Origin of the sequence: Thermocrispum sp. (assembly GCF_002919275.1) — a bacterium.
In the GTDB taxonomy this organism is placed as follows: Bacteria; Actinomycetota; Actinomycetes; order Mycobacteriales; family Pseudonocardiaceae; genus Thermocrispum; species Thermocrispum agreste.
On sequence record NZ_PKFA01000035.1, the window covers coordinates 24,960 to 39,641 of the forward strand.

The window sequence follows — 14,682 nt, forward strand, 5'->3', positions numbered from 1 at the left end:
TCGCGCGATGTCCAGGCGGCTGGCGGAGGTGCGGCTCGAAGGGCCGGCAACCAATTCGAACAAGCTGCCGTAGCGCGCCTCGAAGCGCGACCGCGCATGGTCGTCCGATGCGAAAGAATCCCGGATGACAAGCCGCGAGTCCTGGCCACCTGCGGGTTCGGACCGCGACGCCCCGGCCTCGGCCGGCCCGGCCTGTGCCCCTTCGCCTTGAGGGGCAGCGGCATGCCCGGCGTGACCAGCCGGTCCCCCTCTCAGCTGCACCACGCCGAACTGCTCGAGAGACGGCGTCGGCCCGGTACGTGCAGCCGTGTCGATCAGCCCCACAGGGCTCCAGTAGTGCACGAAGCGCGGCCCGGGCGTCGCGACCATGAAGCGAACGGCCTGTCCGCGAGGCACGCGGCCGATCGTCCCGTTGGCCACGTCGATGACGTTGATCGGGAACGTGAGGGCGACATTTCTGACGCCGACCGGATAATTGAGTGCGGGGCCGGGGTCCGGATGCGCGATCAGATAGCTTTCCCGACCGTCCCGGACGACTTCGATGATCGCCATCGGGCGATTCATCATGCCGAGGACGGGATCCCATACCAGAACGTTCCGAAGATGGCCCCAGATCTCGTCCGGAGTCGCGGCGATCATCTTCTCGAATTCGCCGACTCCTGGCTCGAAGTAGCTGCGTAGGTAGCTGATGTCGACGCCCTGATGGGGCCACCAGTTCATCAGCAAACTGGTGGTGGCTGCCAGCGCCTGAACTCGCCGATCGGTCACGCTGTCGACAGGAATGCGCGCCAGTCCGCCGAGCTGCTGGCCGTAGCGGTGCTGGAACATCTGTTCCGCCGGCATGCGGCCACCGAGCATGTCTGCGGTGATGACGAGGTCGCGGAATCGGCCGCTCGCCGACTCGAGGATCCGAGGAATCCAGCTCCCGATCCGTTCGTCACGGCCTTCGGGGGAAAGCTCGGGCCTCGATTCGAAGGGCGGGGCCTCTGGAATGGTCGGTTGACGGTCAGGTCCGGCGCCTCGACCGGCCGGCGATTCACCAGCTCGAGGCACCGAGGAGGAGTCGGGCGAGGGGACATGAATGCCGAGGCCGACCGCGGCCGGATCGGCGCTCGGCTCGAAGGGGGCAGCTTCCTGGCGGGTGGCCGGTTGCCCGGATGTCCGTGCGACGGTCCTGGAGTCAGTGGTGGGCAGGGCAGTGCGCGCAGGCTGGCCGGGCTGTTCACCGTGCCGTGCGGTCCCACTGGTGCGGGTGTCGTGCGGGGCCCGGGCCCTGCTGGTCCGAGTGTCCTGAGGCGCGACAGTCTCGTCCTGCCGCCCCGTCCCACTGGTCCGAGCGTCGTGGGGTGCGGTGGTCCTGTCGTGCTGTCCGGTCCCACTGGTTTGGGTGTCGTGCGGGGCCCGGGCCCTGCTGGTCTGGGTGTCCTGGGGTGCGGTGGTCTCGTCGTGCCGCGCGGTCCTGCTGGTGTGGGTGTCGTGGGGTGCGGTGGTCTCGTCGTGCTGTCCGGTCCTACTGGTGTGGGTGTCTTGTGTGTGCTGGACCGGTGTCTGCTCGGTCCGCCGAGTCGTGTCGGTGGTGTGGGTGTCGTGTTGGCTGGTTCTGGTGGTGTGGGTGGTGGTGGGTGGGGTGGTGTGGTGGGTGTTTCTGGCTTGGTCGAGTTGGTGGGTGTAGGTGTGCCAGGAGTCGAGCCAGTTGTGGTAGGCGGTGTCGCGGTTGTGGATGAGTTGTTGGTGGGTGTGGTGGAGGGTTTCGGGGGTTTTGCCTTTCGGGTCGTGGGGCCGGAGTTGTTGGTGGTGGAGAAGTTCGAAAGCGGCGAGTTCTTTTTGGGCTTTGGTGAAGGCTTTGGCGGCTTCGGCTTCGGCGCGGGCAGCGTCGACGAGGCCGGCGGGCAGGGGCCGATAGGGGTCGGGGGTGTGCCGGATGTCGATGGCGTCGTGGACGGTGAAGGTGGTGTGGGCGGTGCTTTCGGGGCGGACGGTGTGTTGGTGGTGGACGACGATGCGCCAGTCGAGGTGGTGGCGGGAGACAGGGGTGATGTCGTGCGGAACCGGCCCCGCCGCGGGGGTGGGCTGGCCGTTGGAGGTGTGACCGTTGCCGGTGCCGGGCACGGGCTGCCCGTCGGTGGTGGGGGCGGGCTCGGGGGTGGGGAGGTTGTGGTAGGTGATGCGGGGCCTGGGCCGGTCACGCGGGACGCGGGACTCCAAAGACGCGTGCGTGGCGCGGACGTCGTCGGTTTTCGCATAGGGCATGTTCGCTTTGAAGAACGTGCGGGGATCGTCACCCACCGGAGGATGTTCAGTGCCCGCGCGAACGAACAAGTGGTTGATCGCCCTGGACCGCACGTGAGGTTCGACGGTGCGCATGTAGTCGTCGAAGACCCGCCGGTCGTACTCGGTGTCCAGCTTGACCCGGGCAGACGCGGACACCAGCTGCGGATCGTCGTGCAACCGGGCATGCAACTGAACCTGAATATTCTCCGGCAAATTGACCTTGAACTGACCGGCCAACGCCAACCCGAACCCACCCCGAATCGACGCCGGATTGATCTCCGCCTCCAGATACGGAAGGATCTTCGACAAATCCGCCGACTCACCCAGCAGCTGCTTGATCCCCTGCACCACCGCATTACGAATGTCCTCGACATTGCCGTGGTAATCATTGACCCCGATCTCATCCAAGAAATAGCTCGGCCCCGCCGGACGCCGCACCGAAGACGACATCGCCCGCGGCGGCAAAACCGGCACGAACCCCGGCGCCATCCGCCACGCCGCCAACTCGTCCTCCATCGCCACCACAGCCAGAACCGACTTCCGCAACCTCCCCCCACCACCATCCCCCAACCCCTGACCAGCACCGGTACTGCTGCTGGTGGTGGTGGTGTTCTGCTGACCAGTGCTGGTGGTGGTGGTGTTCTGCTGACCAGTGCTGGTGGTGGTGTGTTGCTGGTGGGTGGTGTCGTGGGTGGTGGCTGGGTGGTGGGTGATGGTGGGGCCGTGGCGGGTGAGGAGGGGTTGGGCGGGGTCGGCTTGGCCGAGGCGGGTGCGGTTGTCGGTGGGTGTGAGGGGGAGGTCGTCGGGGAGTCGGTAGAAGGTGACGTCTTGGGGTGGTGGGGGGGTGAGGTGGATGGTGCTGGTGGTGGTGAGGTTTCCGTGCTGGTCGACGCCGTGGCCGCGTTCGAGGGTGATGTCGAAGGCGATGCGGGCCCGGTATTTGGCGACCGGGCCGTGGGTGGTCATGGTTTGGGTGAAGTTCTTTTTGTCGCCGTGCAGGATCTGGGTTTTGGTGTTGGCCAGGGAGATGTCCATCCCGCCACCGGAGGCGACCAGGCCTGAGGCGGGCTGGCTGCCGCCGTCGGGGCCTGTGGCGCCGTCGGGGTGTTTGGGTTCGTGACCGATCCGGGCACCGTGGCTGGTGTGCAGGACCGCGTCCTCTTTGCCGGTGGTGATGTAGACGTCGGTTTCCACGTTGTTTTTCACGGTGAGTTCGTCGACGTGTTCGATGCCGACGAATTCGGGAGTGTCGATCAGGCGTGGTTTGACCACCAGGTAGTGGGTCTGCCCGCTGAGCCGGCCGGCCTCCCACCGCAGCGGGGTGATCAGCTTGCCCTGCAGGAACGCGGTCACCCAGTCACGCACGTCCTGCAACACCATGTTGAAGGTGTCGAAGTTACCCAGCGGCGCATCATGCCGGGACGCCGGCAGCAGCTGCCCGGCCGCGTCCTGCGCACGCCTGCTCGCCGACTCCTGCGCACCCTCCCGCAGCCAGTGACCCAGCCCCTCGGGCATCACCTCACCGGCCTTGCCCTCCACCGTCCTGATCCGCCACGACCGCTCGTTGACCAGCCTGTCGATCTGCTCGGCCACGTCCTGCCGCCACTGCTGGAACTGCTGCTGCAACGCCTCGACCGGGCCGCGAGCGTCCACATTGGTCACCACCACCCCCAACCCCAGCGGCACCGTCCCCTCCTGCTGCCCGGTGACATCGATCGGCCGGAACCGGCCCGCCCACTGCTCAGACACCCCCACCTGCCGACGCTGATGCACCTGCATCAACTGCCGGGCCCACTCGGCCACCTGCTCCACCTGACCATCAACAGCCCGCCCCGACCCCGGATGCGGCTCCACCGGAATCGCCGCCGCCTGCCGCGGCGTCACCCACATCACCACCGAATCCGGATACCGCACCTGCAACGACGCACTCCGCACCCGCGGATCACGCCACTGCAACCGATTCGCCTCGTCCTTGGCCTCCGCCGCCACATCCGCCAACGCATCAGCCCGCACCAACATCACCGGATCCGGCTCGGCCATCTTCACCACCGTGCCGATCGTCCCGAACATGGCCACATAACGATCCCGCGACCACGTCCTCCGCCAAATCGGGCCATCAACCGAATACATCCACCGCCACTGATGCACAAACGCCTGATGCTGCTCAGCCACCGGCGTCTGCCAAATCGCCTGCGACACATCCACACCCGCCCACCTCGACCAACCACGCACCCCCTCCCCACCCAGCGACCCCTCCTTCACAAACCGCAACTCCACAAACTCATGCGGCACCACACCATCAGCCGTGACAAACGGACGCGGATTCACCGGCGTAATCACCACCGCCGTATCCACATCCATAATCGACACCCGCCGCCGCCACACCTCACTCCCCCGAACCGGATCCGCCACATGCGGATTACGCTCCACATAATCCGGCAACAACTGATCCAACTCCGCCCGACGACCACCCCGCGGCACCAACGGCCCCCCGTCCGGCCCCCGCCGGAACACCGGATCCCCACCCGTCACCTGCTCAACCAACTCATCCAACGCCCCCCGCACCGCATCAGAAACACCCCCTACAAACACCACCTGAACACCATCCAACTCCGGCGACGCCCGCCGCACCAACTCATTCGGCCGCCGCGGCAGCTCATCCCTCTGATAAAAAACCTGATCCACCCCCCGCGACGGCGGCGGCACCGTACTCGTCAACTTCTCCGGAACCCATATCCGCAACGGATACTCACGAGTCCACCCCGACCACCGATCCGGCTCCACCCACCGATCCTCAGCAAACCGCCCAAACCCCTCCACCCCACCCGGCATCACCGCAAACGTCCGCGGCGCCTGCCGACCCGGCAACCCCGGCAACATCCGACGACGAATCTGCGAATGCCGATGATACGACCGCACCTCCGGAGTAATCTCCAACCGCGCCACAAACGGCACCATCCGCCGCTTCCCCACCGCCCCCGACGACAACAAATCACCACGCCGATGATCAAACTGCTCCCGCGCCTCCACCAAAACCTTATGCCCCGACCGCCGAACACCACCCCCACTCACCCCCGCATTACCAAAATGCGCAGTAAACGGCCCCACCGGCCGCGCAAACATCACCGTCGCCCCAGAACCACCCCGCACCGCCCCCTCCCGACCCGCCATTACAGTCTCCTTCACCCTATCCGAATAAACAACAGAAAACTCCTCCACCCCCGCCCGCGACGGCTCCACACTCAACTTCCCCCGCAACCTCACCGACGGCACAAACTCATGCAACGCCGCATCCGGCGGACGCACCCGAACCTCAACCCCACGCCCCGACAACAACCCATCCAAAAACTGCACCAAATGCTCATCAGACAAATCAACCCGCAACCCCTCCCGCGCCTCCAACTGCTCCCGCACCCGCGCATTCAACCCAGGCCCCCGCCACAACACCCCCACCCGCACACCCTCCCACTCCACCAACAACTTACGCCGCGTCGTCAAATGCCACCAACGCAACCCCGGAACATCCCGCAACGCCCCAAACAAATCCCGAAAAACCTGATCCCGCACCTCCAACACATCAACCACCACATCCCGACCCACACCCCGACCCTCCACCACCCACGACGGCGCAAAACGAACAACACCATCGGTGGCATCACTCGACCGGCCCACCGAATCCGTTGAATCAGAAATACTCCGGGTCCCGTCCTCCGACGCCGATCCGTCCCGATCCTCTCTCGCCGTCTCCCACTCCGAACGCGTCGAGCTCTCCCAGTCCTCCCGCGCGGTCTCCCAATCCTCCGACCGCGACGACGACTCCTCCGTCCTCGACATCGCCGCATCCCTCGAAACCGCCGAATCCTCCCTAGAAGAAGCAGCGACATCAGCAGACTGCCGAGACGACCCCACCGAATCCGGGGCAGTAGTGCCATCGCCGGCACCCCGCGACGAACCAGCCGGATCCCGCCCCTGCCGGGTGGCCGGGTCGGATGCCGTACGGGTAGTAGCAGGGTCGCTGGTGCTGCGCGACGAACCATCCTCGTCGCGCGCCGGCCGAGTGGCTAGGTCACGAGTCTGGGTAGCGGCCTGGTCGGTGGTGGTACGAGACGTGCCAGCGCGGTCGGTGATGGTGGGGTCGCTGGTGTTCCGGGAAGTGCCAGCCTGGTCTTGCGCCGACCGAGACGCCGGATCGCGGCCGGCGCTGGTCGCCCGATCCGTCGTGCGGCCCGTGGCTTGGTCTGTGGTGCGGCCGGTAGTGGCCGGGTCCGTGGCGGCCGGGTCCGTGGCGCGACCGGTAGTGGTGGCGGGCGGATCTGTGGCGCGGCCGGTGGTGGCTTGGTCAGTGGCGCGGGTGCCAGCCTGATCAGTGCTGGTGGCTTGGTCGATGGTGCGGCTGGTGCTGCTGGCCGGATCCGGCGTGGTGGTGGTGTTCCGGGAGGTGCCGGCCTGGCTGGTGCTGGTGGCCGGATCCGTGGTGGGGGCTTGGTCGGTGGTGCGGCCGGTGGTGGCTTGGTTTGTGGTGGCCGGGTCCGTGGTGGTGGCCTGATCGGTGGTGGTGGCTTGGTCTGTGGTGTGGGTGGTGGTGGCTTGGCTGCTGGTGGTGGTGGTGTGGGTGGTGGTGGTGGGGTTGAGGTTGGTGGCCAGGTCGCGGGCCCAGTGGCCTTCGAGGGCGATGAGTTCGCCGTCGAGCCGGCGGGCGGGGTGGCCGAGCTTTTTGACTTCGATGTAGGCGTGGGCGCGTACGGGGTGGATGTCGGTGTCGGTGTTGAGGGTGCGGTGGGTCAGCTCACGCAGTTTGTAGCTGCTGCCGTGGCCTTCCCGGTAGCTGATGTCGAAGACAGGACCGGCACCCAGATACACCCCCGGCACCACGTCCGGCCCCCAGATGGACATGCCCTCGAGCTGGAATTCCCGGTCACTGCCCCGCATCTCCTGGGCGGTGAACTTGGTGAACTGATCGATCCCGAAACTGCCCGGAACCGCCTCGAACACCTCCCGCCGGGTGATCACCGCCCGCACATACAGCTTGTCCCCCTTGTTCCGCAACGCCGGCCCGTCACCCTTGGTCAAATCACCCGTGGCCACCCACCCCGCCTCCGGATTGGCCCTCGCCTCCTCCTCACTGACCGCCATCTCCGGCCACCGCTTCTGCAACTCCGCATCACTGAAGAACCGCTGCACCTCCCGGAAGGAAAACGACCGCACATCCCGCAACCCATGCCACAACCACCGCAACACCTGATCAGCGAAACTCCCCCGCCCCTCATCCGGCACCGAATACACCACCGCCGGTGCCGGCCGCGCCTCCGACAACCGCACCCCACCAGCACCCGCACCCGACTGCGGCTGCTCAGCCGCCCCCAACGCCCGCCCATCAAGCTCCGCCACCCGGCCCGGCAACCGCGGCGGAACATCGAACTCGACCTCACTACCCAGCACCCACGTCGCACCCGACCGCCGATCCGGCCACCCCGCACCAAACTTCGACCGCCCCCACCGGTGCAACCACGACTGCTCCCACCACCGAGCTACCGGATGCCGTCTCGGCGGCGGCTCCGTAATCAACCGCCCCGCCTCGTCATACAACGCAAACGCCACCCGCACCGGCGCCCGCACCGTCCGCATCTCCCCCATCTCCGCCGACGTCGTACTCGCCGACTTCCGCTGCCCCACCTTCTGCACCAACCACGTCGGCCTCACCGGAAAACGAGCCATAATCCTCGTCACCGTCGGCGGCTGCGACAACCACAAACCCCAAAAAGTAAACCGATGCGAACGACGATCAAGACCATTCTTGTCATTCGAAAACTTCTTCACATAACCCGACGCCTCCACCTTCCGCCCAGCACCCGACCCCTCACCCCCCACAAACCGCGCACCCTCCCAATCAACCTCCGTCCACACCTTCAACACAAAATGCCGACCATCATCCAACCGCAACGGCACCACAGGCTGCCGATCCCGCCCCACAAACTCCAACGGATTCACCATCACCTGACCCTGCACCACCTCCAAATCCCGATTCCCCACCAACTCCGGAACAAACCGCCCAACCCCACCCAACAAATCCACCGAACCCAACACCCGCCGAACAACCACCCCCGCACCCGAACGATTCTCCCCCAAAAAATCAACCACAAAACCACGCACACCAGAACCCACACCACCACCCCCAGAAACCGAACTCAGGTCACGCGGCACCCCGCTGGCATCCTCCGGCGTAGAGTCCTGAACGTCCCGCGAAAAACCTGACGATTCCGAATCCGAATCACGCGGCACCCCACGGGCATCACCAGGCGCCGATCCCTCACGACCCCTGCCGCTGTCCTGCGGCGGGACAGCCTCAGTAGCCCTGTCACCGTCCTGTGCAGAACCCTCGCGGCGCTGCCCGTTCTGCGCGGATTGACCGCCGGTGTCCTGCCGCCCCGTGCCAGTCGACCGCTCGCCTTCACCACCACCCCGCCGCTGCGCGACCGACTCACCACCGGAATCCCGACCCCCCGCATCAGACAACCGCTCACCATCACCACCACCCCGCCGCTGCGTTCCTTCGTGACCCGGCGTCGCGGTCGCCTGCGAACCATCACGTCCCTGCGGCGGTGTCTCTCCACTGCGTCCGGTGCCGGAGGCTTGCGTGCTGTCGGTGCGTGTTCCACCGGAATCCTCGGTGCCAGCCAGCCGGGAGCTACCATCCGGCGAGCGCGTTTGCTCGGAACTTGCGGCCGACGATGCATCTCGATGCGGCACGCCACCGGACACGTCGGCACCGGTCGACCTGGCCGGAACCGACCGTCTCTGGGACAACCCCTCCGGTGGTGGTTTCCGCAACTTGTTCGGCGTCCGGGCAGCCGCAGGCTCCGCGGCTCGGGCAGACCGCTCGCTGGGTGGCTCCCGCCGGAGCACGGTGTCGAAGAATTCGGCAATACGCGAGCGCCCCGGAGCCGGCCCCTCCGAGGGTTCCCGTCGCCGCGATCCCTCCACATCACGCGACCTGACATCCGGTCGTGGTTCCCGCGACTTGTTCGGGGTCCGGGTGACCGGCGCCTGCTCACCGGCCTGGGTTCGCGATCGCCCACCACCCTCCGCAGCGGCCTCACCCCGCTGCAGCACTCCACCAGAAGATCCGGCTTCCGTCGTCTTGGCCACCGACCTCCCGGCCTCCATGTCCACCGTCGGCCGTTTCCGCAACTTGTTCGGTCCCTGCCTGCCGACGTTCTGCGGTGAACCAGCAGGATGCCCAAGGGCCTCGCCCTGCAACATCCACGACGGAGCTTCTCCCTTTTTGCCGAACGACTCGACAAGCCGCAAAACACGGGGCGGCCTTTCCCCCGACCCTCCACGCCCGGAACTCTCACCGGACGACTGCGAAGACCGGGACGGGTCACCCTCCGATGACGGACCGTCTCCCCGCTGCAACGCCACGGGCTGCACATCTACCGGCGACGAACCCCCACCCTGGTGCGCCGGATCCTGCAGCCGCTCCCCACCCGGCTGCGATCCCCCACGCTGCCCAGCTGTCGAACCACCCTTCACCAACCGCTGGACTTCGTCGTCAGCGAAGACTTCCACGAACCGCGAAACACGGGCCGGCCCTTTCCGAAACTCACTCCGGCCCGAGTTCTCCCCCTGGTGCGCCGGCTCCTGCGGCGGCTGCCCGGTCGGCTGCAGATCGTCGGAACCAGTCCGCGGCCGGCCGCCCGTCTCTGTCGTCGAGTCCTCCCGGCCGAGCGTCTCACGGCCGCTTCGATCGGCCGCATCCTCTCGGCCCGTGCCTTGGCGACCACCTGTCTGCGCACCGTCACGCGGCAGGGACGTCGAATCCTCACCGCGCTGCGACGAGCCGGCGGGTGTCGGCTCCTCACGTTCCTCGCCCCGCCCGAACTCCGGCTCAGCCGACCTGGAGCCGGGCGATGCCAGGTCTCGGCCATCGACGCCCTGAGGCCCGGCCGAGTCGTCGCTGAGCGAATTGCGCCGGACGGCGACGAACTGGTCGGTGCCGTCCACGGTCGCCTTGGCGAGGTCGAAAGGCCCGAAGCGACCGTTCGTGTTCGTGTGCTCCTGCCAGGTCCCGTCCGGCTCCAGAATTCTCACCGTGGCCGAGAGCTGCTCGACGAACTCACCTATGTCGAAACGGGATGGCGTGCCGTTCTCGGCGAACTTGTCGAGCATGGAGCGGACCGTCGAGCTGATGGCAAGACGGGGCCCCTGCCTGCCCTCAGCCGCCTGCCGGACGGCGTCCAAGAAGTTCCACGCCGGATTCTCCGGCCGCTCGGCCAAGGTCACCCCGGCGCCGGGGTGTTGCCGCCGCAACTCATCGCGCTGAGCCGGACTGAGCACGTCGAGGGGAACAGGCAGCCCGGCCAATGGACGTGACTCGAGCCCGTCCAGGACCGTGGTGCGGTCGAGCAGTTCCCGCGACAAATGGTCGATGTGCCGAGGCTGGAAATCACGGTGCACCGACTCCATCACGCTGCCGCGGGCGACCTCCGGGTGCGGCCACACCCCGACGTCCCGGAACCCGACGAAGTGGAAGAATTCGTGCACCAGCGCCCTCGGGTCGGACCTGTCCCAGGTTCGCTGGTCCACCGGCGGCACGGCATCGGAGAAGATGCGCCAGTTGCTCCGGTCCCACACCTGGATGGGCACCGGATCCCGCATGTTGTTTCGCCAGTCCCGCGGTGGCTCGTCCGGGAACGCGGCGTCGATCCGGAAATGAAGCTGGCTCCCCTGGAACCGGGCCACGTCGCCGGTGTACTTCCACCGGAAGTTGAACCGTTCGTCCAGCTGCTGTTGGATGACCTCGGCGACTTCCCGTAGTTGTTCGCGGGACGGGTGCAGCGGCCCGGAATCCGCGGGCAGCAACGCCACCGGGACGCTGATCTCCAGCACCCACCCGCCGGGCACCTCGAAGTGCCGCGCATCGAAACGAATCAGCGTCCGTTCCAAGCCGCGGTCGCCGTGGTAGTCGATGCTGCCGTCGTATCGCACCGGCCGTGCGGCGTTCCGCGCCACATCCCACAAACCGGGGTTGCTCGGATCCCGGCGGATGCCCCCCTCGATGATCGGTACCTCGGCCGGCACCGCACCGTCCGCACCGGTGCGGTCCGCGGGGGCGCGCGGCGGCACCTCGGGCTTCTCACCATCGGGCTGGTCCGGACCCGCCAGCCGCGGCCGCTTGAACCTCGGCTCCTCCATCACGACGGGCACAGCGGTGATGTCGCCGTCATCGCCTCGGCGAGCGGTTTCCTCAGCTTGCGCAATGGAGCCGTCGGACAACGCGTCGGATGCGGATCGCTTCCCGTGCGACGACCCCGACGCTTCTGGCGACTCCACTCGTGGGAGGGGCCGGTCGGTACGTGATGGGGAAGCGCCATCGTTCGTCGAGTCCGGCGCGTGCGTGCGCGGGCCGGTGGACTGCGTGCGCGGGCCGGACGGATCCGTGCGCGGGGCGGACGACTCCGGACGATGCCCGGCCGATTCCGTGCGTGGTGTCGTTCCCTCACCACGTCCGGCCGATTGCGTCGTCCCGGAAGCGTCAGTGCGCGGCGTGCTCGAAGACTGCGTACCGGTCGACGAGGATGCGTCCCCGCGCACAGTCGACTGTGCGGGGGAGGACGTGGCGTCGCCTCGCGCTGCGCCCGGGGTTTGCGAGTTCGGGGTCGACGACGAGGCCGACGACGTCGAGGTCGACGAGCTGGCCGTGTTCGCCGAAGGCGTGCTGACGTCGGCCGGGATCACCAGCGGTGGTTCGGCATCGGACCGCGCGGGGGCGAGCGACTGCCAGCGGTCACGCAGGTCCGGTGAGGGTTCGTCGAGCAGCGAAGCACCGGCGCCGTCGCGCTCCGGAACCAACGGCTGCCACCGCTCGCCCAGATCCGGCGGCGGGCCGTCGAGCAACGACGGGCCGTCTCCTGCCCGCTCGGGTGCCAACGGCCGCCAGCGGTCGCCCAGGTCGGGTGACGGCTCGTCCAGCGGTGGCGGCGTCGGACCATCGTCCGGTCCAGGCCGCAAAGGCTCGCTCGACGTCGTTGCCGGCCGGCCGGTCGGCGGACCGCCTTGCGGTGGGGTCGAAGACGAACCGCTCTGCGGAGAAGGTGTCGACGGGCCGGCCTGCCCGGCCGTCGCGTGTGCGGTGCCAGTTCGACCGGTGGCCGGGGCACCTTGTTGCGAGCCACCCGCCGAAGACTGCTGCTGCGGACCGCTGGAGGTCGTCTGAGGCCCGGCCGCATCGGACCGGCCGGGCGCGGTGGATTGCGCGCTCTGGCCGCCGGCTTGGCTGGTCGTTCCTTGGCTGGTGGTGGACACCGGCCCGCCGGTCTGCCCAGCGCTGTGCGAAGAAGCCGGGCCGGAGGACGGCGTGGTGGCCGGGCCGGCGAAATGCGTGGTCGCAGGTCCGGAGGGTTGCGTCGTGGCCGGGCCGGAGGCGGTGGTCCCGGCCGGAGTCTGGGTTCCGATCGCACCACCCGGGGTCTGGGCCACGGCCGGACCGGCGGACTGGGTGGCCGGGGCTTCGCCCGGGGTGAACATCGTGCCGAAGGAGCCGAAGGACCGGCTGGTCGATGCGTCGCCGACGGCGCTGGGCTGGGAGGTTTCCCCGCCGTCCGGGATCTGCAGAGGAGCGCGAGCCGGTGTGTCACCCACCCGGTACTCGGTACCGCCACCCACGTCCCGACCGGATCCGCCGTCGACCAGGGTGGAACCGTCCAGGCCGTCTCCGCTGAGGAACGAGCCCAGATCGGTGCTGCTCGCGGCGGCACTTCCGTTGCCCGACGAGCCGAATCCGCCGCCTGCCGCGGAGCCGTTGCTGACACCTGCGCCGTTGCTGACGCCGTTGGTCGCCCCGATGCCGTTGCGTCCACCGACACCGGCTCCTGTGCCGTTCCCGGCGCCTGCACCGTTCCCGATCCCGTTGTAGGCACCTCCGGCCAACGGGGTTTTGCCGACGTCGCTGACGTCACTGTAGATCGAGTCCGTGTCCCGGACGGTCGCGGAATCGACCGAGAAACCGTCACCGCCTCGCGTGCCGCCGAGCAGCGGCGCAGTGGAACTGACGTCGCTGTACGAAGATTCGACGCTGGAGATCGAATCGGTGTCGCTGAACGAGTCCCTGCTCGAACCTGTGCTCGAGCCGGCATCCCGGCCGTATCCGGACAAGCCGACGACCTTGTCACCGCCGCCACCACCGCCACCGGATGCCGCGTCACTGCCGTGGGAGGGCCCCCCAGGGTCGACCTTCGGGGGCCCGTCGGGCCCGGCCCCGAGCAGTTCGTAGCGATCGGGCACGCGCAGGTCGATACCGATCTTGTCGAAGAACCTGAATGAGAAGTCGGCGACCTTCTGGTCGAAGCCCGGCATCATCGGCTTGGTGTAGGGCCCGAAAGCGGAGAACACGCCTTCCCAGAAGTCCCCCTTGTGCCCGGTCGCCGCAAAAATGAGCGGGTTGGACGCCATGACCAAACCGCTCTGGAAGCTGGCATACCCGAACTGACCCAGCCGCGTGAGATCCTTTCCGAAGAAGACACCTTGGTTGCGGAGTCCCCTGGCGGTGTCCACGACAGGTTTCGTGAAGGCCCGGCCAGCGCCGTAGAAGGCACCGCCGATGGCGGCCGCCCCGGCCATCATCCCGATCGACCCCCAGTCGATGTCCTGCCTGCCCGCCGTCACCGGCGGGCCGTTCCCGCGCCGACTGTTCGCGATCTTGTTGTGGGCCATCTGGCCGAGCTGAATCGTCAGATCCAGGCCACCCATGATGGCCGCGCCACCTGCCGCGTACTTGCCCGCCGTCCAGAGGAGAACTCCGATCTTCTGCAACATCAGCCGCGCCACGTCGGCCAGCTTCATCGCCATCAGCGACGCCAGCTTGGCCACCAAGGCCCTCAGCAGCGCCATCAAAGCACCACGGCCCGCCGCCAGCACCAGCGGCGCCAGAAAAGCTGTGAAAATCGACTTGAGCATCGCCAGGTACATGATCATGACCATGGTGGCCATGGCGACCAGCATGATCCTGCCCTTTTGAACGTCCGCTGCCGCGGTTTGACAGGCGCCGCCGAGATCGTTTGCCGCCGTCGCGGCGTCTTCCAGCGATTTGACGACCTCGTCCAGGTATTTCTTGGCCTCGTCCGCGGTTCGCCCGCGCATCGACCCCGACAATTCGTTGCGGGCCGCCTTCAATTTTTCCGCTATCGCCTGTGCCTTCTCGGCGTACGTGTAGTACGCACCGGCCATCTGCCGGAGCTGCGTCTCGTTTCCCTCCGGCCACTCCATGCCAACCATGACCTTCAAGAACTTCTGCAGGTCGTCCGGCAGCTCGGTGAGTTGCACCGCCGATCCCCGCACGCCCGCGGTGAATCCGCCGCCGTGCCGTGCACGCGATGCACCGGGAGGCATCTCGTCTCACCTCCTTTCCTGACT

The 14,682-nt window shown here is 67.5% G+C and carries 1 protein-coding gene (cut by a window edge); it reads right to left on the bottom strand.

The genetic code is table 11. The annotated features are described in order from the left end of the window. Window positions 1-14,592 carry the 5' portion of a WXG100-like domain-containing protein gene (locus CXP56_RS07435; RefSeq protein ID WP_286900540.1) on the bottom strand. It extends 13,350 nt beyond the left edge of the window, so the window shows 14,592 of its 27,942 coding nt (coding positions 1-14,592); the start codon lies at window positions 14,590-14,592; its stop codon lies off the left edge, out of view. Between the last annotated feature and the right edge of the window lie 90 nt (window positions 14,593-14,682).